This is a genomic window from Streptomyces sp. SID3343, assembly GCF_009865215.1.
Taxonomy (GTDB): domain Bacteria; phylum Actinomycetota; class Actinomycetes; order Streptomycetales; family Streptomycetaceae; genus Embleya.
The window spans coordinates 1-21887 of sequence record NZ_WWJX01000991.1 but is presented as its reverse complement, the minus strand read 5'-3'; the positions used below and the strand labels follow the sequence as shown (position 1 = coordinate 21887).

Sequence of the window (21887 nt, the reverse complement as noted above, 5' to 3'; positions counted from 1 at the left end):
GTTTCCTCAGTCCCTCTCGGCCGTCTCCCGGGTTCGCGCGTCCGGCGTGAGCCGGTGTACGAACTCCAGGCTGGATGCGAAGATCCGTTCCGCGTCGTGGTCGAGCGTCGCCACGTGATAGCTGTCGTTGAGCAGGACGTCGGTGACGTCGGTCGAGGAGATCCGGGCCAGCACCGTCTCGGAGTTGGCCGGCGAGACCACGTGGTCGTGCGGGCTGTGCATGAGCAGCACCGGCTGGGTGACCTGGGGCAGGTCCGCGGACACCACGCGCCAGAACTTGGCCAGGGAGTAGGCCGCCTTGACCGGTGTGCGGGGGTAGGCCAGCTCGACGGACCCTTCCTTGCGGATGTCGGACGCGATGCCGGGCACGGACGGTATGACGTGGCGCAGCACCGGCAGCAGTTTCAGGCGCGGGTCGTCCGCCTGTACCGAGGGGTTGACCAGGACGAGACCGGCCACGTCGTCGCCGTGCTGTTCGGCCAGGCGCAGCGCGAGGCCGCCGCCCATCGACAGGCCCATCACGAACACCGTGTCGCAGCGATCCCGCAGCCGAGCGAGGGCGCGGTCCACCGTGGCGTACCAGTCCTGCCACGTGGTCAGCTGCATGTCCTGCCAGCTCGTGCCGTGGCCGGGCAGCAGCGGCAGCGACACGGTCAGTCCGGCCGCCGCGAGGTGATCGGCCCACGGGCGCATCGACTGCGGCGTGCCCGTGAAGCCGTGGCACAACAGGACACCCACGGGGCCACCGTCGTGGTGGTGGGGCTCGGCACCGGGCAGGATCGACACCAACGGGCTCCTTCGGGTGACGGGCGGGCACGCTGCTCGGCGGCCGGTGGACGACTAGGCGGTACAGGTCCATAACGGGGTCGGGAGGCGAGTGGTTCCGGCCCCCACTTTCCCCAACACCCCAACGCTCGGGAATCGTCCCACGGCCGCGCTCGATGCGTACAGCAGGACGGGGTGGGGGTGGTCGTGGCCGCATGGCCCTGGGGGCCTCGCGGGTGGCTTCGTGGGCTGCGGTCGGGTGTTCGGTTGCGTGGGGAGGGGTTCCCACCCGCATCGCCCGTTGTGTTTGGTTCGGAGGGTGCGGTTCCACTGCGACCCGGGGGCCGGGGTCACGGCCTCGCGGCCTGTGGTCTTTCGGGGTTGGGGGGTGAAGGGATGCTCTAAGGTTCGTCCTGTCCCGAGCAGGAGGTCAGGGTTGTTCTATCGGCTGATGAAGATGATCATCGGCCCCGTCTTGAGGCTCTTCTTTCGCCCGTGGGTGGAAGGTCAGGAGCACATCCCGGACCGGGGCCCGGCGATTCTGGCGAGCAACCATCTCTCGTTCTCGGACTCCTTCTTCCTGCCCACCGTGATCTCCCGACGCATCACCTTCATCGCGAAGTCGGACTACTTCAACGGGCGCGGGCTCAAGGGTCGGCTCACCGCCGCGTTCTTCAAGGGCGTCGGCCAGCTTCCCGTGGACCGCAGCGGTGGCGGGGCCGGCGAGGCCGCGCTTCGGGCCGGGATCAAGGTGTTGCACGAGGGCCGGTTGTTCGGCATCTACCCCGAGGGCACCCGCTCGCCCGATGCTCGGTTGTACCGGGGCAAGACCGGCATCGCTCGGCTCGCGCTCGAATCCGGTGCGCCGGTGATCCCGGTGGCGATGATCGACACCGAGAAGATCCAGCCGCCCGGCAAGGTCGTGCCCAAGGTCATGCGCGTGGGCATCAAGATCGGCGAGCCGCTGGACTTCTCGCGCTACGAGGGCATGGAGGACGACCGCTTCATCCTGCGCGCGGTCACCGACGAGATCATGTACGCGCTCATGGAGCTGTCCGGTCAGGAGTACGTCGACGTCTACGCGGCCGACGCCAAGAAGCTGATCGACGACGCCCGCAAGCAGGCCGGCGCGGACAAGGCGGACGACGCGGCGAAGAAGGACGGCGACGCGGAAGGCGACCGGCCGAACGGCTGACGATCGGTCGAAGGGGCATCGGGGGAGGCACATGGGAGTCGAGCAGTCGCTGTGGCGGTCGCTCGCCGTCTTCCGGGTGCTGGCGCTCGCGTACGCGATCGTGCGGTACGCGCAGGTCTACGAGTACTACCGCTACCCCGTCGGCGGCTGGGCCATCATGGTGCTGCTCACCGTGTGGACGGCCGCGACCGCGTACGGCTTCCGCAGCCCCACCTTCCGCCGGACCGCGCTCCTGGTGATCGACGTGGGCGTCGCGGTGAGCTGTGTGCTCGCCACCCGCTGGCTGGACGATCCCGAACGCGTACGCGACGGCATGCTGACGCTGCCCACCGTATGGTCGTCGGCGCCCGTACTGGCCTGCGCGATCAAGGGCGGCTGGAAGACCGGCTCGGTGGCGGCGCTGGCGATCGGCGCCTCCAACATCGCCGAGCGCGGCGCGATCACCGCCGACAACCAGCACAACATCGTCCTGCTGTTGCTCGCCGGCGGCGCCGTGGGCTACGTGGTCGAACTGGCCCGGGTCAGCGAACGGGCCTTGGCCCGCGCGCTGCAACTGGAGGCGGCGACCCGCGAACGCGAACGCCTCGCCCGCGACATCCACGACAGCGTGCTTCAGGTCCTGGCCCTGGTCCAACGCCGCGGCGCGGAACTGGGCGGCGAGGCCGGCGGACTCGGCAAGCTCGCGGGCGAACAGGAAGTGGCGCTGCGCCAGTTGATCTCCGCGACGCCCGCCAGGGTCGAGTCCGAGGACCTGCCGGGATCGGGCGAGGACGGCGCGCCCGCCCGGCTGGACCTGCGCGTGCTGCTCGGCACGTTCGCCGGAGCGCGGGTCACGGTGTCCTCGCCGGGGACACCGGTACTGCTGCCGACGCCGGCGGCGCGCGAGGTGTCGGCCGCGGTGTCCGCGGCCCTGGACAACGTCCGGCGCCACGCCGGCGAGGCCGCCAACGCGTGGATCCTGTTGGAGGACGAGGCGGACGAGATCGTGGTCAGCGTCCGCGACGACGGCCCGGGGATGGCCCCGGGCCGGCTCGAAGCGGCCCGCGCCCAGGGCCGGTTGGGGGTGGCCCAGTCGATCGAGGGCCGGGTGCGCGACCTCGGCGGCAGTGTGGTGTGGTCGTCCGTGACCGGAGAAGGCACCGAACTGGAGTTCCGGGTACCCAGGCAGGGGAGCAGATGAGCGACACGACGGCACCGACGGCGACACCGGCGACCGCGCCCTTGAAGGTCCTGGTCGTGGACGACCACCCGATGTGGCGTGAGGCGGTGGCCCGCGACCTCGCGGCGGCCGGCTACGACGTGGTCGCCACCGCCGGCGACGGCCCCGAGGCGGTCCGCCGTGCGCGGGCCACGTCGCCGAACGTGGTGATCCTGGACCTGCACCTGCCCAAGCTCCCCGGCGTCGAAGTGGCCCGCGAACTCGTGCGCAACGACCGGTCCGTGCGCATCCTGGTGCTCTCCGCCAGCGGCGAGCAGGAGGACGTCCTGGAGGCGGTCAAGGCGGGCGCGACCGGCTACCTGGTCAAGTCCGCGAGCCGCGAGGAACTCGTCGACGCGGTCGGCCGCACCGCCGTCGGCGACCCGGTGTTCACCCCCGGCCTGGCCGGCCTGGTCCTCGGCGAGTTCCGCCGGATGGCCACCGATCCGCCCGCCAGGAACGCCGAAAGCGGCCCGGCCGCACCGCGCCTGACGGACCGTGAGACCGAGGTCCTGCGGATGGTCGCCAAGGGCCTGTCCTACAAGCAGATCGCCGAGCGGCTGTTCCTGTCCCACCGTACGGTGCAGAACCACGTCCAGAACACGCTCAACAAGCTCCAGTTGCACAACCGGGTGGAACTCGTCCGCTACGCGATCGAAAAGGGCCTGGACGACTGACTCGCGCGGCGACCCTTCGCCCGCGTGCCCCGTCCCGCCCGTCCCGCCTCGCACCCGCCCCGCCGCGCCCCGCCCGTCCCGTCCCGCTGCGCCACGCCGCGCAGTCGAGCAGCACCGCGGTCGGCGCCCGGTCGGCCGCTGTCTCGCGCCCGTTTTCGGCCTCGAAAGCCACCCCATTCGAAGAGGATCAAGTCGGGTACCCCGATCGGGTGATGGGAAGGCTAGGGGTGGCCACGAGCGCCGGTAGCGTTGGCCGCGAATCGTGCCGGACGGAAGAAATCGGAGATTTCGATGCGTGTCGGAGTACTGACCGGCGGCGGCGACTGCCCCGGCCTCAACGCGGTGATCAGGGCCGTCGTGCGCAAGGGCGTCCAGGACTACGGGTACGACTTCATCGGCTTTCGGGACGGCTGGCGCGGGCCCCTCGAAGGCGACACCATGCCTCTCGACATCAAGGCCGTGCGAGGGATCCTGCCCCGAGGCGGCACCATCCTGGGCTCCTCACGAACCAACCCGATCAAGATCGATCGTGGCATCGAGCGGATCCAGGAGAACCTGAAGAAGCTCGAAGTCGACGCGCTCGTGGCGATCGGCGGCGAGGACACCCTCGGCGTGGCGACCAGACTGCACGAGCACGACGTCAAGGTGATCGGCGTCCCCAAGACCATCGACAACGACCTCAACGCGACCGACTACACGTTCGGCTTCGACACCGCCGTCAACATCGCCACCGAGGCGATCGACCGCCTGCACACCACCGCCGAGTCGCACCGCCGGGTGCTGATCGTCGAGGTGATGGGCCGGCACGCGGGCTGGATCGCGATCCACTCCGGCATGGCCGGCGGCGCGAACGTCATCCTGATCCCCGAGCAGAACTTCGACGTCGAGCAGGTCTGTGCGTGGGTGGACAGCCGCTTCCGGACCAACTACGCGCCGATCATCGTGGTCGCCGAGGGCGCGATCCCGCTGGCCGGACAGATGGTGACCAAGGATCAGACGCTCGACGCGTTCGGCCACGTCAAGCTCTCCGGCATCGGTGACTGGCTGGCCGCGGAGATCGAGAAGCGCACCGGCCACGAGGCCCGCACCACCGTGCTGGGCCACGTGCAACGCGGCGGCACGCCCACCGCGTTCGACCGGTGGCTGGCCACCCGGTTCGGCTTCCACGCGATCGACGCGGTCAAGGCGGGCGACTGGGGCAAGATGGTCGCGCTGCGCGGCGTGGACGTGGTGACGGTGCCGCTGGAGGCCGCGACGCGCGAGCTCAAGACCGTGCCGCCGGCGCTGTACGACGAGGCCAAGGTGCTGTTCGGCTGAGCCGACGGCGGGTCAGGCGTCGGGGCCGGATCGGGCCCCGACGTCCTCCCGGCGGTTCTTGACGGCGAACCAGGCGACGAGGCCGACCACGCCCGCGAGGGCGGCCCAGATCGCGATCGTCGCCCAGGTGAACGGGTCGCTCGCCCGGTCCGGCCGCCGCGCGCCGGCCGGGTCGCGTCCGGCCGCCGCGGGCCCGAACCCGGGTGGCTCCGGTATCAGGGTCGGTGCCTTGGCGGGCGATCCGGACGCGGTCACCGTGAACACCCGGAAGTCGCTGTGGGACACCGGGCGTTGCCCGGTCCCGCTGGGATACCCGATGGCGCCCGACACCGCGATGTCGTGTCCGACGGCCGCCGAGCCCGCCGGGACGGACACTCGCACACTGATCCTGGCGATCTCGTTGACCTCCAACCGGTGGTGGTCGTCCCACGAGGTCTGGGTCAGGGACCCGAGCAGGTGTGTGCTGCCACCGTTCGCCGGATTCACGACGACCGAGAACGGGACGGCGCTCCACCGCGACCCCGACATGTCCCGCGTCTCGACCCTGAGGGAATCGGGCACGAGAGCGATCTCGCCTGCGGTGAACACGAGTTGCGGGTTCATCTCGTCGAAGGACCGGCCGGTGTCGTTGGTGATGGTGAACCGGAACTCGATCGCTCCGCCACCGGCCCGGACCCACCCCGGCACGTCGACCAGGGACATCGCCGGGACCGCGGTCGAGCGGGACTGCGGGACGGTCTTCGCGGTCGCGCCCGAGTTCGCGGGGCCCGCGTCCGGCTCGGACGGCGGCTCGGGAGCGCCGGGTCTCGGTCGGTGGGCGGGCATGGTGCCGTCCGCCGCGAGGATCGCGGTCTCGACGTGGGTCGCCGTGTCGAACCTCGGCTCGCCGTCGGGTCTCGGTGGCCCGTACCGGCTGCCGATCGCCACGTTCACGAACTGCTCGGTGGTACCGGCCGAGACCCGGAACCGGAGCAGATACCCGACATCGGCCCCCGTCGGCAGTCGACCGGCCGTCGCGGTCAGCCGCTCCGCTCCCCGAAACGGCAGCACGGCGGCGCCGTCCGCGTCGAGCGGTGTCTCGCTCCAGAAGTTCGTGGCCGGATCGAACACCTCCAGGCGCACCCGATCCGCGGTCAGGTTCCGATCCCCGAGGAACCGCACCTCCGGCTCCAGGAACAACGTCTCGTGCCCCACGTTGCGAAACGTCACGGTGAACTCGGTGGCGGGCGCCCCCGGACGCACCTGCTCGGGGATACCGGACACCTCGACCTGTCGGGTGGTGATCGGCGGGTCCTCGGGCTCCGGTACGGGATCCGCGTACGCGATCGGCGACCCGAGCAGCACGAACAGGGCCGACAAGGCGAGAAAGCGGCGCAGGCGCATGGGCAATGACCCGTCGTCGGAGGCGGCGGACACGACCGGTATCACTCTAGTGTCGAGCGGGACAGGGCGGTTCGTGACCGAGGCGAATACGCGCGTCGGTGTGCGCGGGCGGTTCTGGCCTCGGCCAGCGCCATCAACCGGGCGTTCCAGGGGGCCGCGTCCGCGTCGCCGATGCCGCGCGAACACTGGTGTGTGGCCGCGAACACGAAGGTCTCCACCGCCTCTCGGGACACCGAGCGCCAGCAACCGAACCGCTCCGCCCACGCCGCCGCCTGTTTGGCGGTGTGCCCCTCGTCCATCAACCGACTGGCCACCAGCGCGACTTCGATCCACGCGGGCCCGAGCGCCGGCTGCGCCCAGTCGACCAGGTAGGCGCGCGCCCCGGCCTCGCCGATCAGCACGTTGTGCGGGTGCAGGTCGGTGTGCAACAGGCTCTCGCCGCGCAGGAGTCGAAGCTGACGATCGGTCAACAGCGAGCGCCAACGCTCCTCGACGCGCGGCAGCGGCAGATCTCGGATCGGTACCCGACCGAGCCGCCGTAACGCGTCCGCCACGAGCGGCAGATCGGCCGTACCGGGCGCAAAATCCGCGTGCCTGCCGACGATGTGGTCGAACCCCAGGAGTACCCAGCCGTCGAGCCGCACCTCCCACCGCAGGCGCGGTGCCACCGCCCGCACGTGCGGCGCCACCCGCGCCTCCACCCGCTGCTGCGGCACCGCCGGGTGGTCGCGCGGGACGCCCTTGACGAAATATCGAGCCCGCTCGGTCGTCACCGTCGCCGCGAAGTCGCAATTGAACCCGGCCCACACCGTCGCGACCGCCAACACCCGCCCCGCACACCGCTCGACCGCGGCGCGTGTGTCGGTGGGTAACTCGGCCCAACACGTACGCGGCGCCGTATGGAAGTTCGCGGGCGGAGGCGGGAGCTCAGCCATCGACGTCCGGTGGGGACGGTGGCAGCGGGCGCGGGCCGCCGAAGGTGACGCCGCATTTGCGGCACCGTTTGCGACCGCTCCAGTCGACGGGGTCGTGCGGCGGACAGGGTGATGACACGGGATCCTCCTCCGCCGGCCGACCATGGGACATTGCGCCCGGTGACCCCAGAACGGTAACCGAAGCGCTCACGAGGGCGACCCTCGCCCGTCATGTCTACGCCACGCCGCCGACAGGCTCGGTGACCGCCCCGTCCGGTCGGTTGGGCGGTTGGGTCGGCGGCGGCTTCGGGTGCGGACTCCGCGCCCGGCGCGACCGACCGCGCCGCCACACCCGATCGGCCACACCCCGATGCGCACCACCCCGATGCACCACCCCGATCGGACCGACCGGCGGACGGGTCACCCCGCCCGCCGCGTCACTCCCGCCGCCTCAGCGGCCGACCAGGTCGCCGAGCAACTCGCCGACGACGCCGATGCCGTTCGTGGTCAACACCGACTCCGGGTGGAACTGCGTCCCGGCGAACCGCAGCCGCGACGAGCGCATCGCGTGCACCTCGTGCGTCACGGGATCCGCCGCGAACTCGACATTGGCGATCCCGCGCGCCGGTCGTACCGCCGCGAACGCGTTGTAGAAACCCACCCGTTCGGGCCGGCCGAACAAGTCGATCGCCACCTGCTTGCCCTGATACGGCCGCGGTTTGCGGATCAGCTCCAGGCCCAACTCGCGAGCGAGCAACTGGTGGCCCAGGCACACCGCCAAAAGCGGAGTGCCCGCGTCGAGTCGGGTGCGCACCAGCGCGCCGAGCAGTCGAATCTTGCGGTGCTCCACGTCACGCGGATCACCCGGCCCCGGACCCATCACCACCAACTCGGCCGAGCGCACCCGCCGCGACGTCACGTCGTCGTACGACCGCACGTCGACGACGAGCCCGAGCGTGCGCAGCACGTGCGCGAGCATCCCGGTGAAGGTGTCCTCGCCGTCCACCATCAGCACCCGAGCGCCGACCAACTCCGGCGCGAGCAGCGCGCTCTCGTCGCGCGGTCGCAGCCAAAACGGCGCCAGAGCGGCATTGCGCGAAGCCAACAACTCGCGTACCTGCGGATCGTCCCCGAGCGGCGCGCCCGCCGCCCGCGCCGACGCGGGCACCACCCCGAGCGCGGCCAGCACCCCGGCCGCCTTCGCGTGCGTCTCCGCGACCTCGTCCTCGGGTGTGGAGTGCCGTACCAGCGTCGCACCCGCCGGTACCCGAAGCCCGCCGTCGGGCGTGAGGTACGCCGTGCGGATCAGGATCGGCGCGTCCAGCGTGCGCCGACCCTCGCCGTCCCGCCCGATCAGCGCGACCAGGCCCGAGTAGTAGCCCCGGCCGGTCGGCTCGTGCCGTCGGATCACCCGGCACGCGTTCTCCAGCGGGCTCCCGGTCACGGTCGGGGCGAACATCGTCCCGCGCAGGACGGCGCCGACGTCCTGTGAGGTGACCCCGCGCAGCAGATACTCGGTGTGCGTGAGGTGACCCATCGGCTTGAGGAAGGGTCCCTCGATCGCGCCGCCGAGGTCGCACACCTCGCTCATCATCTTGAGTTCCTCGTCGACGACCATGAACAGCTCGTCGATCTCCTTGGGATCGCGCAGGAACGCGAGCAGACCCTCCAGCGACGGGCCCTCGGCCGGATGCCGATACGTCCCGCTGATCGGGTTCATCACCACCTCGCCGCCCACCGAACTGACGTGCCGCTCCGGGCTCGCGCCGACGAGGGTCAGGTCGCCGGTGTGGATCAGGTAGGTCCAGTACGCACCGCTCTCGCGGGTCAGCAGCCGGCGCAGCAACGTCCCGGCGGTCGCCGGCGTGTACGCCTCGATGTGGTCGTGGTAGTCGCGGCGGATCACGAAATTGGCGCCCTCGCCGCGACCGATCTCGTCCTCGATGACCTGCTTGACGATCGTGGCGTATGTCTCGTCGTCCACGTCGAAGCCGCCGCCGCGCAGTACCACCGGCCCGTCCGGCAGCGCCGCGAGCACGTCGTCCACCGGCAGCTCGGCGTGATCGGTCACCTTCAGGCAGCGCAGCGGGGTGCCGTCCTCGTGGCACGCGAACCCGCGCTCGCGGATCTGCGCGTACGGCACCAGCGCGAGCAGTTCCGGGGCGGGGCGACCGCGGTCGGCGGCGGCGTTCGCGGCCGGCAGCGGCAGGTCGTCGAGCGTGGGCACGTCCACTATGTCGCCGGTCAGCAGCTCGACCACGGTCGAGCCCTCGCGGTGGATCAGCGCGAACGGCGGTGGGTCGGCGGCGAACAGCGGGGCAAGGGCGGCGGCGGTGCGCATGGGTGCTCCTCGGTGGGAAGAGACGCCCTCCCGACCGGGCGATCCGCCGTCGGCTCCGTCCGATCCCGGGCGGGGTACTCACCGCGGTCGGACAAAACAAAGGGCCGCCCTGCCGGGCGGCCGTCGGATCGTTGTGGTGATCGCGAAATCAGTGGGCCGCCGCAGGGACGGGCCACCAGGAACGCCGTCGGAGAACGATCGTGATCACCCGGTCACTGTAGCGTTCGACCGGGTTCCTCGTCTCGTTCTCCGGGCGGTGGGCTCAAACACCTTGCCACTCCGCTTAGTCTTGGCGTTGTGACCGTGAACGACATCAAATCCTGGCGAACCCTCCCGGCAGCGCAACAGCCCGAGTGGCCGGACAACGAGGCCCTGGGCACCGCCCTCGCGGACCTCCGCTCCTATCCGCCGCTGGTGTTTGCCGGCGAGTGCGACCAGCTCCGCGGTCGACTCGCGTCGGTGGCCAAGGGCGAAGCGTTCCTGCTCCAGGGCGGCGACTGCGCCGAAACCTTCACCGGCAACACCGCCGATGCCATCAAGAACAAGCTCAAGACGCTCCTGCAGATGGCGATCGTGTTGACCTACGCGGCCTCCGTGCCGGTGGTCAAGGTCGGCCGCATGGCAGGGCAGTACTCCAAGCCGCGCTCCAGCGGCATGGAGACCCGCGACGGGGTGACCCTGCCGTCCTACCGGGGCGACGCGGTCAACGAGCTGGCCTTCACCGAGGCCGCCCGTACGCCCGACCCCGAGCGCCTGAAGCGGATGTACCACTCGTCCTCGGCGACGCTCAACCTGGTCCGTGCGTTCACCACCGGTGGCTACGCCGACCTGCGCCAGGTGCACGCCTGGAACCGCGACTTCGTCGCGCTCTCGCCCTCGGGCGAGCGCTACGAGCGGCTCGCCGCCGAGATCGACGGTGCGATGCGCTTCATGCACGCGTGCGGGATCGACCCCGAGGAATTCCGCACCGTGGAGTTCTACGCAAGCCACGAGGCGCTGATCCTGGACTACGAGGACGCGCTCACCCGCGTGGACTCGCGGACCGGCGACCTGTACGACGTCTCGGGCCACATGGTGTGGATCGGCGAGCGCACCCGTCAGCTCGACGGCGCGCACGTCGAGTTCGCGTCGCGCATCCGCAACCCGATCGGCGTCAAGCTCGGCCCGACCACGTCCCCCGAGGACGCGCTCGCGCTGATCGACAAGCTCGACCCGAACCGCGAGCCCGGCCGGCTCACCTTCATCGTCCGGATGGGCGCGGGCAAGGTGCGGGACAACCTCCCGGCCCTGGTCGAGAAGGTCTCGGCGGCCGGCGCGCAGCCCGTGTGGGTGTCCGACCCGATGCACGGCAACACGTTCGAGGCGTCCAGCGGGCACAAGACCCGCCGCTTCGACGACGTGCTCGACGAGGTCAAGGGCTTCTTCGAGGTGCACCGCGAGCTCGGCACGCACCCCGGCGGCATCCACGTCGAGCTCACCGGTGACGACGTCACCGAGTGCGTGGGCGGCGGCGACGAGATCTTCGTCGACGACCTCCACCAGCGCTACGAGACGGCGTGCGACCCGCGGCTCAACCGCAGCCAGTCGCTCGACCTCGCGTTCCTGGTCGCGGAGATGTACCGCAAGAGCTGACCGAGCGTCGCCGCGACCCGACGCGAGTCGACGCAAGCCGACGCGAGCGGCCATGAGCCGACGTAAGCCTCGTAAGCCGTTCCATGCCGAAGGGCGGGCCCGACCGGGTCCGCCCTTCGGCGCATTTGCGATACTGCGGCCATGAACCGGACGGCGGATTCGACCCAGACAACTGCTTCGGCCCAGACGACTGCTTCGACCGGGACGACTGCTTCGGCTCGGACATGTGCGGACCTGCGCAGCGATACCGTCACCAAGCCCGGTCCGGCGATGCGCGCGGCGATGGCGAACGCCGAGGTGGGTGACGACGTATACGGCGAGGACCCGACCGTGCGCGCCCTGGAAGAGCGGGTCGCCGACCTGTTCGGATACTCCTTCGCGCTGTTCGCGCCGACCGGGGTGATGGCCAACCAGATCGCGATCCGGCTCGGGGTCCACCCCGGTGGCGAGCTGGTCCTGGACGCGGACGCGCACATCGTCGCGCACGAGGACGCCGCGGCGTCGTGGCACGGCGGCATCCAGACCCGGACCACGTTGAGCCCGCGGGGCCTGCTCGACCCCGCCGACGTCGCGCGGCTGATCCGGGTCGACAACCCGTACACGGTCGGCACCGACATGGTCGCCGTCGAGCAGACGCACAATCGCGGCGGCGGCTCGGTGTACCCGCTCGATCAACTGGCCGCGATCCGCGACGTCGTGCACGGCAGCGGTCTGCGGCTGCACTGCGACGGCGCGCGGATCTGGAACGCGCACGCGGCCACGGGGACGCCGTTGCGGGCCTACGGCGAACTGTTCGACACGCTCAGCGTGTGTCTGTCCAAGGGGCTGGGGGCGCCCGCCGGCTCGGTCGTGCTGTTGCCGGCCGACTGCGAGGCGGACGCGCGGCGGATGCGGCATCGCATGGGCGGCGGGATGCGCCAGGCGGGCATCCTCGCGGCCGGCGGCCTGTACGCCCTCGACCACCACATCGAGCGGCTGACCGAGGACCACGAACGCGCTCGCGAGCTGTACACCCGGCTGACCGACGCCGGGCTGAACGTGATCGAGCCGGAGACCAACATCGTGCTGGTCGAGTTGGACGCGACCGGCCCCGACGCGGCGGAGGTCGCCGCGCGGTGCCACGCGGAACAGGTACTGGTATCCGCGTTCGGCCCGCGCCTGATCCGCCTGGTGACCCACCTGGACGTGGACGCGGCGGGCTGCGCGAGGGCCGCGACGGCGCTGATCCGGGCTGCGAAGGGCTAGCCCGGCGGGCGGTTGCGGCCGGCGTGTCTACGCCGCGCCGCGCCGCCGCAGCGGGACGACGTTGTCGGGCAATTCGGGCGCGGCGTGCGGCTCGACCGCTGCGTACGGCTCGGCCGCGGCATATGTCTCGGCGGCGACAAGCACGGTCGGCATGGGCAGCGACACCGGCTCGGGGGCGCTCGGGCACGGGGTGCGGCGGCGCCGCGACTCGTCGCGCGGCAGCATCGCGGTGATGCTCTTGACGCATCGCCCACAGTCGGTGCCGGCTCCGCCGCAGGACTGGGCTATCTCACGCATGGTGCGGGCGCCCTCGGCTATCCGGTCGTTCACCTGTTTGTCGGTGACACCGAAACACATGCAGACGTACACGGAGATTTCCCCCCAGCGGCGAGGTGACTTAGGTAAGGGTAACCTCAGTCTCCGCCAGGGGGAATACGGGGCGCCGGGTGACGCGCGCCACCCGCTCGCGCGCCGCCGTGATCGCCTCTCGTTCGGGTCTTTGTCCGGCTCTCGCTCAGCTCTCGTTCGGCTGCTTCAACAAGCCCGCGATGTAGAGCTTCTCGCCGATCTCGGTGAGCAGCGCGAGCTGCGTCTCCAGGTAGTCGACGTGCTCTTCCTCGTCGGCCAGGATCGACTCGAAGATGTTGGCCGACGTGACGTCGCCCTTCTCGCGCATCAGCGGGATGCCGCGGCGCAGGCGCTCGACGGCCTCCATCTCGACCGCGAGGTCGGCGCGGAACATCTCCTCGAGGTTCTGACCGATCCGCAGCGCGTTCAGCCGCTGATAGTTCGGCAGACCCTCCAGCATCAGGATGCGGTCGGTGAGCCGCTCCGCATGCTTCATCTCGTCGATCGACTCGTGGCGCGTCCACGCCGCGAGCTTGATGTAGCCCCGGTGCTCCTGCATCTTGGCGTGCAGGAAGTACTGGTTGATCGCCGTGAGCTCCGCGGTGAGCTGTTCGTTCAGGAGCTCGATGATCTGCGGGTCACTGTGCATCGCGACGCACCTTCCGGTGTTGATGGGACACAGGGGAGCCCCGAATGCTCATGGGGCATGGATTTTCCCTCGAATCCTGTCACTTTTGGTAGCTCTTCCGCCACGAAGGGCAGCCTTGCCTTGCAATGTCGAGGATGTCCGGTCGGGCGCGGCCCGGCGCGAACCGGCACCGGAATCGACATGCGTGGACTGTGCCCGGAAGGGGGCGGTCGAGACCTACCCGGGGCGTCTGGGACCATGAAGGTATGGGGCATACGGAAGCGGCACAGGGTGGAGCCGAGGCGCCGGACCGCGATCCTCGACTCCCACCGGGGCAACGCATCCAGCGTGGTTGGCCCGTTCTGCACTACGGTCCCGTGCCTCGGTTCAAGCCCGAGATATGGGACTTCCGCGTCTTCGGCGCGACCGCCTCGGGTGACAAGCACTGCTGGAACTACGACGAATTCTCCGCGCTGCCGCACGAGAGCGTGGTCGCCGACTTCCACTGTGTGACGAAGTTCAGCATGCTCGGCAACGAGTGGAGCGGGCTCACCATCGCCCGGCTCCTGGAGATCGCGCCGCCGGCCCCCGAGGTCACCCACGCGATGGTGTGGGCCGAGTACGGCTTCAGCTCCAACCTGCGGATGTTCGACTTCGCGAACGACCAGACCATCCTGGCCACGCACCACAACGGCGAGCCGCTGACGGCCGAGCACGGGTTCCCCGTCCGGCTGATCGTGCCGCACCTGTACGCGTGGAAGGGCCCCAAGTGGGTGCGCGGGATCGAGTACATGGTGGCCGACAAGCGCGGCTTCTGGGAGGAGCGGGGTTACCACAACATCGGTGACCCGTGGCAGGAGCAGCGTTACTCGTACCAGGAGGAAACCGGCCAGGGCCCGACCCTGACCTGAGCCGGCCTCCGCGAGTCCCAGGCCCCACCCGACGCTCGTCGAGCGTCCTGGGCCGACCCGGGGAGCCCGCCCGCATCCGGGCCCGTCGACGGGTGGGCCACAACCGGCCCCGCCCTGCGCAGCACTCCGCCCCGCCGGATGTGATCCGGCGGGGCGGAGTCGCCAGTCGAAGACGGAAATCTCGACGTCGCGGATTCGGACAGGCCTAGAAGTTGGAGATGAAGACCTCGCTGTCGCGCTTGACCATCGAACCGGCCGCCGGGTCCTGCCTGCCGACGTTGGCCGGGATGAGCGGGATCATCCGGTTGTTCACCCGCAGGCCGACCGCGGCCAGCGCCTTGGCGGCGTCGTCCGGGTTCATCCCGGTCACCGGCGGTACCTGGACCAGGTCGGGGCCCTTGGAGACGACGACCGTGATCTTGGTGCCGAACGGCACGGTCGTGTTCGCGCCCGGGTTGGCCGAGATGATCCGGCCGGCCGGGATCGTGTCGGAGAACTGCTGGTTCGGGTCCTCGACGACGGTCAGGTTCTGGTTGGGCTGGAAGCGCGAGCGGGCGTCGTCGACGGTCAGGTTGGTCAAGTCCGGGAGCGTGGTGTCCGGGCCGCGGCTGACCACCAGTTCGACGGTGGTGTCGCGCTGGAGGACCTCGCCGACGTTGGGCTTGCTGCTCACCACGATGCCCGGCGGCTTGGCGTTGGGGACCCGGGTCTCCTTGCCCATCGTGAGGTGTTTCTCCGTGAGGGCCTTCTTGGCGTCGTCCAGGCTCAGGTTCGCCAGCGGGGGCACGACATAGCGCTCGGGGCCCATGGACAGCTTGACCTTGACCGTCGAGCCGCGCAGGAGGTTCTTGCCGGGGCCGGGGTCGGTGGAGACGACCGAGTCCTTGGGGACGGTCTCGCTGAACACCCCGTCCTTTTCGTACTCCACCTTCAGGTCGGCCGCCTTGAGCTTGCTCTCGGCCGGCCCCTTGGCCATGGTCAGTACGCCCGGCACGTCGGTGTAGCGACCCGAGCCGTACCACCACGCGCCGCCGCCGATACCGGCCGCGATCAGCAGCACCACGGCGAGCACGATCACGCCGCGCGAGGGACCACGCTTGCGTCGGCGGCCGCCGGGCACTCCCGGTTGCCGCGGGTAGCCGCTGCCGGGCGCGTCCGCGACGGTGGCTCCGGCGCCTGCGTCGGCCCCGGCCGGGGCGTACTCGTGGTTTTCCGCGTACTGCTGTCCGTAGGAGGTACCGCCGTAACGGGCCTGCTCGTCCTCCATCGAGTCGACGCTGAGCCCGAGCGGGGCCAGGTGCGGCGGGAGCAGGACCTCGTTGACGCGGAAGACGCTCGTGGCGTTGTCGTTGAGCGGCTCGGGGGCCGGCGGCAGACGCAGCGCCGCACCGAAGTCGAGTTCCGCGTCCGGCATCGCGTGCCGGATCCGGCGGACGAAGGTCAACAACGCCTCGGCGTCGATCGGTCTTTGTTCCGGATCGCGCACCGTGGCCGCGCGCACGAGTGTGTCGAGCGCGTGCGACAGACCGGGCACCGCCTGTGAGGGCGGGGGTACGTCGGTGTGGACGTGTTTGTAGATGACCTCGACCGCGGTGGCGCCGTGGTGGGGCTGGCGACCGGTCAGCATTTCGTACAGGACCACGCCCGCCGCGTACACGTCCGAGCGGGGAGTGGATTCGCCGCGCTCGACCTGCTCCGGCGCCAGGTAGGCCACCGTGCCGACCATGACCTTGCCGGTCGCCGCGGTCGCGGTCGTGGTGGTGGCCCGAGCCAGACCGAAGTCGCCGAGCTTGATTCCACCGTCGTCCGAGATGAGGACGTTCTCGGGCTTGACGTCGCGGTGCACGAAGCCCGCGCGGTGCGCCGCGGCGAGCGCGGCGAGCATCGGTTCGAGGACGCCGAACGCCTCACGGGGCGTCATGTTGCCCAGGTCCGTGAGCAGTTCGCGCAGCGTGCGGCCCTCGACGAACTCCATCGTGAGGTACGCGAGCGCGCCGTCGGTGCCCTGGTCGAACACGTTGACCACGTTCGGATGCGACAGCCGCGCGGCGGCCTTCGCCTCCAGGATGAAACGCCGAGTGAACTCGGGGTCCTGGGCGAGCCCGACATGCATCACCTTGAGGGCGACGGTGCGGTCGAGACGGGTGTCGAGAGCCCGATACACCGTGGCCATGCCACCTGCGGCAACTCGGGCATCGACCCGGTATCGACCGTCGAGCACTCGCCCGACGAGCGGATCATTCAAGGTCGCGTCCATGTTCAGGAGTGTAGGGTCCACTGCTTCGTGGACGCCGACGGTCTTCCCCACGGTTCCCCCGTCGGCGGCCGGCGTCCACGCTGCGGACGCGGCCTCAGAAGGCGGGGTGTTCGGGGCTGGTCTCCAGCATGCCGGCTGTGGGCGACGAAGCGTGCGCGTAGTGCCGCATCGGGATGCGGCCGGCCCGATACGCGAGCCGTCCGCCGTCCACCGCGTGCCGCATCGCCTCGGCCATCAACACCGGCGACTGCGCGCGGGTGACGGCGGACGCGAGCATCACCGCGTCGCACCCCAACTCCATCGCGAGCGCCGCGTCCGAGGCCGTGCCCAGACCGGCGTCGAGCACGACCGGTACCTTCGCGTGCTCGGTGATCAGCCGGATGTTGTGCGGGTTGCGGATGCCCAGGCCGGAGCCGATCGGCGAACCGAGCGGCATGACCGCGACACAGCCCACCTGTTCGAGCCGGCGCGCGAGCACCGGGTCGTCGTTGGTGTACGCGAGCACCTTGAAGCCGTCGTCGACCAGCCGCTCGGCGGCGTCCACGAGTTCGACCCCGTCCGGGAGCAACGTGCGCTCGTCGGCGACCACTTCGAGCTTGACCCAGTCGGTTTCCAGCGCCTCGCGCGCGAGTCGCGCGGTCAATACCGCCTCTCCCGAGGTGAAGCACCCGGCGGTGTTGGGCAGCACCCGGATGCCCAGCCGGCGCAGCACGTCGAGCACCGAGCCCGCGGTGCCCGGGTCGACCCTGCGCATCGCGACCGTGGTGATCTCGGTGCCGGACGCGATCAGCGCCTGCTCCAGGATCTCCAGGCTCGGCGCGCCGCCGGTCCCGGTGATCAGTCGGGACGTGAAGGCCGTGTCGGCGATCACCAGTGTGTCGTCGGCCATCGCGTTCACCCTCCCTGTACCGCGGTCAGCACCTCGACGCGGTTGCCCGCGTCGAGCACGGTGTCGGCCCACACCCCGCGCGGCACGACCGCCTCGTCGACCGCGACGGCGACCCCCTTGGCGGCGCTGGTCAGTGTGGTGACCAGTTCGGCGACCGTGGTTCCGGTCGCGATGGTGCGCGGGTCGCCGTTGACGGAGACCTCGATGCCTTGCGTGGCGTTCATGCCATGACCTCCCTGGCGACTGTCTCGAAGCGGTCGGGCCCGAAGGGGCGGATGATCTCGGGCGTCGTGCCGAGCGCGAGCACCTCGGCGACGGTGTCGGCCGTGATCGGGGTGAGCAGGATGCCGTGCCGGTAGTGACCGGTCGCCACGACCAGGCCGGCGAGTGACGAGCGACCCACGATCGGCGCGTTGTCCGGGCTGCCCGGGCGCAGCCCGGCGAGCGTCTCGACGAGCGGCAGCTCGGTCACGCCGGGCACCAACTCGTGTGCGTCGCGCAGGAGTTCGTACACGCCTCCGGCGGTCGTCTCGGTGTCGTGACCCCGTTCGTACTCGGTCGCGCCGATCACCAGCTCGCCGTCCGCGCGCGGCACGAGGTACATGCTGCCGCCCTTGACCACGCCGCGGACGTTGCGGGACAGGAACGGCGCCATGACGGGCGGCACGCGCAGGCGCAGGATCTCGCCCTTGACCGGGCGCACCGGCGGCACCACCTCGGGCGGCAGGCCCGGGATCAGCGCGGAGCGGCACCCCGCCGCGAGCAGGACCTGATCGGCGGACAGGTCGCGCCCGTTCGCGAGCCGGACGCCGTGCGCGCGATCGTCGGTGACCAGGATCCGCTCGACGCGCTCGCGGACGAACGTGACGCCGGCGCGCTCGCACGCCGCGAGCAGCGCCGCGACCAGGCGGCGGTTGTCGATCTGGTGGTCGTCGTCGACGTGCAGGCCGCCGGTGATCGCGGGGGAGAGCATCGGTTCGAGCCGGCGGCACTCGCGGCTGGTGAGCCGGGACGAACTCAGGCCCAGGCGTTCCTGGTAGGCGTGCAGGTCCTTGAGCACGGCGCGGTCGTCGGCGTCGAGCGCGACGGCGAGTGTGCCGCACGTGCGGTAGCCCGAGGGCAGGCCCGACGCGTCGGCCAGTTCGGCCGCGAACGCGGGATAGCGCCGGGCCGACTCGGTGTTGAGCTCCAGCAGGCTCTCCTCGCCGTACTGGAGTTCGGAGACCGGGGTGAGCATGCCCGCGGCGGCGTGTGAGGCGCCGCGCCCGGGGGCCGGGTCGACGACCGTGACGGCCAGTCCGTACCGCGTACTCGCGCGCCACGCGACGGACAGGCCGACGACGCCCGCGCCGACGACCACGACGTCGCGAGTCGTGAGGGTGGACATGGTGAGTGCAACTCCCTTCGCCGGTATGACCCGGATCAGGTTCGGACGGTCGGGGGCTCGCAGCCCCCCTCTCAGCCCGGTCTCACCGGGCTCCCGTGACCTCTCCACAGTACGACATGACCGATGGCCTTCCCGGGGCCGCCCGCGCAGTTGCTTGACTGTGTCAAGCCCTGGTGTCGGCGGTCCGGACGGCGCGTCGTAGGGTGCCCTGCATGGACAACGTGCTCGTCGTGGGTGCCGGCATGGCCGGCCTGCAAACCGTGGTGGCGCTGCGGGACCAGGGGTACGCCGGTCGCGTCACCCTGCTCGGGGCCGAGGCGCACGCGCCGTACGACCGCCCACCGCTGTCGAAGGAGGTACTCGCCGGCAAGACCGACGACACGTCCTTCGAGGCGGACTGGGAAGCGCTCGACGTGCACCGGATGTTCGGTCGCACGGCGACGGGCCTGCGCGAGGGCGTGGTGGACACCGACGCCGGACCGGTCGACTACGACCGGCTCGTCCTCGCGACCGGCTCGCGCGTGATCAACCTGCCGGGCGCCGACGAGGTCCCCGGCGTGCACGTGCTGCGCACCATCGACGACGCTCGCGCGCTGCGCACCGCGCTCGTGCCCGGCGCCCACGTGGTGATAGTCGGGGCGGGCTGGATCGGCGCCGAGGTGGCAACCGCCGCGGCCGCCGCAGGCTGCCCGACCACCGTCGTCGAGGCGCTGCACGCGCCGCTCGCGGGCCCGTTCCCGGACGCGATCGGCGAGCGCTTCGTGCCGTGGTACGCCGAGGCCGGGGTCGAACTGCTGCTCAACGCGCGGGTGGACCGGCTCGAACCCGGCGCCGTACACCTGACCGACGGCCGCCGCCTGCGCGCCGACGCGATCGTGGTGGGCATCGGCGTGCGGCCGGCCACCGACTGGCTCGCCGACTCCGGGATCGCCCGCAACGCGCGCGGCTTCGTCGAGGTGGACGAGCACCTGGCCACGTCGCTGCCGGGGGTGTACGCGGTCGGCGACTGCGTCGAGTTCCCGTCGGCCCGCTACGGCGTGCGGATGAACGTCGAGCACTGGGACAACGCGCTCCAGGCGCCGCGCGTCATGGTGACCAACCTGCTCGGCGGCGAGCAGGCGTACGACCCGGTCCCCTACTTCTGGTCCGACCAGTTCGGGCGCATGGTCCAGTACGTCGGCCGGCACGCGGCGACCGACGAACTGGTCTTCCGCGGTCCGGCCGAGGACGGCAAGTGGACCGCGGGGTGGTTCGCCGGCGACCGCCTCGTCGCGCTGCTGGCGGTGGCCAAACCGCGCGACCTGGCGCAGGGGCGCAAGCTCGTCCAACAGGGGACACCGGTCGATCGGGTGCGGTTCGCGGATCCGGAGAACGCGCTGAAGTCCGTCGGCTTGTAACGGCGTCGATGTCGGCATCGGCATCGGCGTCGGCGTCTGCGTCTGCGTCTGCGTCGATGTCGGCGTCGGCGTCGGCGTCACGTCGGGTGGGGTCGGACCGGGTCGGGGCCGTGCTGCGGGCGGGTCGTGACCGCGGTGGCGGGGGCGGGCCGGGGCGGAACCTAAAATGGACCGAGTGAGCGAGATCGATGCCAAAATCGAAGCCCTGGTCCCCGCGTGGGTGACCCTTCCCGACATCGCCGAGATTCTCGGCGTGGACATCCTCAAGGTTCGACAGCAGTTGAAGGAGCGCAAGTTCATCGCGTTCCGACGTGGTGAGCACAGCGCCCTCCAGGTGCCCGCCGACTTCTTCCAGAACGGCAACATCGTCAAGGGCCTGGTCGGCACGCTGACCCTGCTCTCCGACTCCAACTTCACCGACATCGAGGCGCTGGAGTGGCTGTTCACGTCGGACGACTCGCTGCCGGGGACGCCGGTCCAGGCACTCCAGGAGAACCGGATGACCGAGGTGCGACGCCGCGCCCAGGCGCTGGCGATCTGAGGTCGGGCAGATGACGAGCCGTCAGCAACGGTTGGCCGACGCGCGCCTGTACCTGTGCACCGACGCGCGCGAGCGCCAAGGCGACCTGCCCGAGTTCCTGGACGCGGTGCTCGGCGCCGGCGTGGACATCGTGCAGTTGCGGGACAAGGGCCTGGAGGCCAAGCAGGAACTCGCACACCTCGACGTGTTCGCCGACGCCTGCCGGCGCCACGGCAGGCTGCTCGCGGTCAACGACCGTGCCGACGTCGCGCACGCGGCCGGGCCCGACGTGCTGCACCTGGGCCAGGACGACCTGCCGGTACCCGCCGCGCGCGCGATCGTCGGCGGCGACGTGCTGATCGGGCGCTCGACGCACGCCGAGGCCGAGGTGGACGCGGCGATCGTCGAGCCGGGGGTGGACTACTTCTGTACGGGGCCGGTCTGGCCGACCCCGACCAAGCCGGGACGGCACGCCCCCGGCCTGGACCTGGTCCGCTACACGGCCGCGCTGCGGCCCACCCGGCCGTGGTTCGCGATCGGCGGCATCGACCTGACCAACCTCGACGAGGTGCTGGACGCCGGCGCCCGCCGCGTCGTGGTGGTGCGCGCGATCACCGAGGCCGACGACCCGGCCGCGGCGACGGCGGAATTCGTGAAGCGACTCGCCACGCGCTGAATCGGGGCGCGCGACGCGGCGTGACAGCATGCGGACATGTCCGGTGCCCAGCGACGGAACCTCGTCGTCGTCACGCTGCTCGCGCTCGTCGCGGCCCTCGCACTGGCCTTCGCGCTCACCCGCGCCGCCGACGACGGCGGCGGCACAGGCGGCGGCACGGGCAGGGGCGAACCGGCCCGCTCGGCAGCCCCCACGCAGACTGCCCCC

General features: G+C 70.9%; 20 protein-coding genes and 1 riboswitch. Of the genes, 10 read left to right on the top strand and 10 right to left on the bottom strand.

The genetic code is table 11. The annotated features are described in order from the left end of the window. Nucleotides 1-6: 6 nt before the first annotated feature. Nucleotides 7-786, bottom strand: coding sequence for an alpha/beta fold hydrolase (locus GT354_RS30940; RefSeq protein ID WP_346012252.1), 780 nt, complete (start codon nt 784-786; stop codon nt 7-9). 415 nt (nt 787-1201) lie between these two features. Here GT354_RS30940 and GT354_RS30935 point away from each other — a divergent pair, with 415 nt between their 5' ends. The 4 genes from GT354_RS30935 (at nt 1202) to GT354_RS30920 (ending at nt 5152) form a co-directional block, all read left to right on the top strand. Continuing rightward, entirely contained in the window at nt 1202-1960 is a 759-nt protein-coding gene (locus GT354_RS30935; protein ID WP_161359681.1) for a lysophospholipid acyltransferase family protein, read from the top strand. Between the two features lie 31 nt (nt 1961-1991). Next, nucleotides 1992-3140, top strand: a complete 1149-nt coding sequence (locus GT354_RS30930; protein WP_161359680.1) for a DUF5931 domain-containing protein — start codon at nt 1992-1994, stop codon at nt 3138-3140. Beyond that, a complete protein-coding gene (locus GT354_RS30925; protein ID WP_161359679.1) occupies nt 3137-3835 on the top strand; it encodes a response regulator transcription factor in 699 nt (232 codons plus the stop codon). The genes GT354_RS30930 and GT354_RS30925 overlap by 4 nt, the downstream gene beginning before the upstream one ends. Nucleotides 3836-4126: 291 nt before the next feature. Then, the gene (locus tag GT354_RS30920) at nt 4127-5152 is read left to right on the top strand and encodes a 6-phosphofructokinase (RefSeq protein WP_161359678.1); all 1026 of its coding nucleotides are present in this window, start codon (nt 4127-4129) and stop codon (nt 5150-5152) included. A 12-nt stretch (nt 5153-5164) separates the two neighbouring features. On the opposite strand, the gene GT354_RS30915 is transcribed toward GT354_RS30920, so the two are convergent. From GT354_RS30915 to GT354_RS30905, 3 genes are all read right to left on the bottom strand, one after another. Continuing rightward, nucleotides 5165-6568 carry a hypothetical protein gene (locus GT354_RS30915; protein ID WP_161359677.1) on the bottom strand — a complete coding sequence of 468 codons (1404 nt, stop codon included), beginning with the start codon at nt 6566-6568 and terminating at the stop codon, nt 5165-5167. 8 nt (nt 6569-6576) lie between these two features. Further along, nucleotides 6577-7470 (bottom strand): phosphotransferase, encoded by an 894-nt coding sequence (locus GT354_RS30910; RefSeq protein WP_161359676.1) that lies wholly within the window; start codon nt 7468-7470, stop codon nt 6577-6579. 430 nt (nt 7471-7900) lie between these two features. Then, a complete protein-coding gene (locus tag GT354_RS30905) occupies nt 7901-9790 on the bottom strand; it encodes an anthranilate synthase family protein (RefSeq protein WP_161359675.1) in 1890 nt (629 codons plus the stop codon). Nucleotides 9791-10087: 297 nt separating this feature from the next. On the opposite strand from GT354_RS30905, the gene GT354_RS30900 reads away from it, so the two are divergent. Both GT354_RS30900 and GT354_RS30895 read left to right on the top strand, forming a co-directional pair. After that, nucleotides 10088-11422 carry a 3-deoxy-7-phosphoheptulonate synthase class II gene (locus GT354_RS30900; RefSeq protein WP_161359674.1) on the top strand — a complete coding sequence of 445 codons (1335 nt, stop codon included), beginning with the start codon at nt 10088-10090 and terminating at the stop codon, nt 11420-11422. A 234-nt stretch (nt 11423-11656) separates the two neighbouring features. Continuing rightward, nucleotides 11657-12667: a GntG family PLP-dependent aldolase gene (locus tag GT354_RS30895; RefSeq protein WP_272923919.1), complete on the top strand. Its 1011-nt coding sequence runs from the start codon at nt 11657-11659 to the stop codon at nt 12665-12667. Between the two features lie 27 nt (nt 12668-12694). Here GT354_RS30895 and GT354_RS30890 read toward each other — a convergent pair whose 3' ends face one another. Both GT354_RS30890 and bfr read right to left on the bottom strand, forming a co-directional pair. After that, nucleotides 12695-13036 (bottom strand): (2Fe-2S)-binding protein, encoded by a 342-nt coding sequence (locus tag GT354_RS30890; protein WP_161359672.1) that lies wholly within the window; start codon nt 13034-13036, stop codon nt 12695-12697. Between the two features lie 145 nt (nt 13037-13181). Further along, nucleotides 13182-13664: a bacterioferritin gene (gene bfr / locus GT354_RS30885; RefSeq protein WP_161359671.1), complete on the bottom strand. Its 483-nt coding sequence runs from the start codon at nt 13662-13664 to the stop codon at nt 13182-13184. Nucleotides 13665-13909: 245 nt separating this feature from the next. Here bfr and GT354_RS30880 point away from each other — a divergent pair, with 245 nt between their 5' ends. Then, entirely contained in the window at nt 13910-14554 is a 645-nt protein-coding gene (locus GT354_RS30880) for a sulfite oxidase-like oxidoreductase (RefSeq protein WP_161359670.1), read from the top strand. A 205-nt stretch (nt 14555-14759) separates the two neighbouring features. Here GT354_RS30880 and pknB read toward each other — a convergent pair whose 3' ends face one another. The 4 genes from pknB to thiO all read right to left on the bottom strand — a co-directional run bounded on the left by pknB (nt 14760) and on the right by thiO (nt 19087). Further along, nucleotides 14760-16811, bottom strand: a complete 2052-nt coding sequence (gene pknB, locus GT354_RS30875; protein WP_161359669.1) for a Stk1 family PASTA domain-containing Ser/Thr kinase — start codon at nt 16809-16811, stop codon at nt 14760-14762. Between the two features lie 94 nt (nt 16812-16905). After that, nucleotides 16906-17700 (bottom strand): thiazole synthase, encoded by a 795-nt coding sequence (locus GT354_RS30870; protein ID WP_161359668.1) that lies wholly within the window; start codon nt 17698-17700, stop codon nt 16906-16908. 5 nt (nt 17701-17705) lie between these two features. Then, nucleotides 17706-17924 (bottom strand): sulfur carrier protein ThiS, encoded by a 219-nt coding sequence (thiS, locus tag GT354_RS30865; protein WP_161359667.1) that lies wholly within the window; start codon nt 17922-17924, stop codon nt 17706-17708. After that, entirely contained in the window at nt 17921-19087 is a 1167-nt protein-coding gene (gene thiO / locus GT354_RS30860; protein WP_161359666.1) for a glycine oxidase ThiO, read from the bottom strand. The genes thiS and thiO overlap by 4 nt, the downstream gene beginning before the upstream one ends. Continuing rightward, a riboswitch (TPP riboswitch) is annotated at nt 19083-19194 on the bottom strand. Its footprint overlaps the gene before it by 5 nt. A gap of 105 nt (nt 19195-19299) precedes the next feature. Here thiO and GT354_RS30855 point away from each other — a divergent pair. From GT354_RS30855 to thiE, 3 genes are all read left to right on the top strand, one after another. Continuing rightward, nucleotides 19300-20484, top strand: a complete 1185-nt coding sequence (locus GT354_RS30855) for an FAD-dependent oxidoreductase (protein ID WP_161359665.1) — start codon at nt 19300-19302, stop codon at nt 20482-20484. A 175-nt stretch (nt 20485-20659) separates the two neighbouring features. Then, nucleotides 20660-21025, top strand: a complete 366-nt coding sequence (locus tag GT354_RS30850) for an Rv2175c family DNA-binding protein (RefSeq protein WP_161359664.1) — start codon at nt 20660-20662, stop codon at nt 21023-21025. Between the two features lie 10 nt (nt 21026-21035). Beyond that, nucleotides 21036-21680: a thiamine phosphate synthase gene (thiE, locus tag GT354_RS30845; RefSeq protein WP_161359663.1), complete on the top strand. Its 645-nt coding sequence runs from the start codon at nt 21036-21038 to the stop codon at nt 21678-21680. The last annotated feature ends 207 nt before the right edge of the window (nt 21681-21887 follow it).

Excerpts from the sequence above, each read along its gene's own strand:
- GT354_RS30930 (WP_161359680.1), top strand. The coding sequence starts at position 1,992 with ATGGGAGTCGAGCAGTCGCTGTGGCGGTCGCTCGCCGTCTTCCGGGTG.
- GT354_RS30925 (WP_161359679.1), top strand. The coding sequence starts at position 3,137 with ATGAGCGACACGACGGCACCGACGGCGACACCGGCGACCGCGCCCTTG.
- GT354_RS30920 (WP_161359678.1), top strand. The coding sequence starts at position 4,127 with ATGCGTGTCGGAGTACTGACCGGCGGCGGCGACTGCCCCGGCCTCAAC.
- GT354_RS30910 (WP_161359676.1), bottom strand. The coding sequence starts at position 7,470 with ATGGCTGAGCTCCCGCCTCCGCCCGCGAACTTCCATACGGCGCCGCGT.
- GT354_RS30905 (WP_161359675.1), bottom strand. The coding sequence starts at position 9,790 with ATGCGCACCGCCGCCGCCCTTGCCCCGCTGTTCGCCGCCGACCCACCG.
- bfr (WP_161359671.1), bottom strand. The coding sequence starts at position 13,664 with ATGCACAGTGACCCGCAGATCATCGAGCTCCTGAACGAACAGCTCACC.
- GT354_RS30880 (WP_161359670.1), top strand. The coding sequence starts at position 13,910 with ATGGGGCATACGGAAGCGGCACAGGGTGGAGCCGAGGCGCCGGACCGC.
- pknB (WP_161359669.1), bottom strand. The coding sequence starts at position 16,811 with ATGGACGCGACCTTGAATGATCCGCTCGTCGGGCGAGTGCTCGACGGT.
- GT354_RS30870 (WP_161359668.1), bottom strand. The coding sequence starts at position 17,700 with ATGGCCGACGACACACTGGTGATCGCCGACACGGCCTTCACGTCCCGA.
- thiS (WP_161359667.1), bottom strand. The coding sequence starts at position 17,924 with ATGAACGCCACGCAAGGCATCGAGGTCTCCGTCAACGGCGACCCGCGC.
- thiO (WP_161359666.1), bottom strand. The coding sequence starts at position 19,087 with ATGTCCACCCTCACGACTCGCGACGTCGTGGTCGTCGGCGCGGGCGTC.
- GT354_RS30855 (WP_161359665.1), top strand. The coding sequence starts at position 19,300 with ATGGACAACGTGCTCGTCGTGGGTGCCGGCATGGCCGGCCTGCAAACC.
- thiE (WP_161359663.1), top strand. The coding sequence starts at position 21,036 with ATGACGAGCCGTCAGCAACGGTTGGCCGACGCGCGCCTGTACCTGTGC.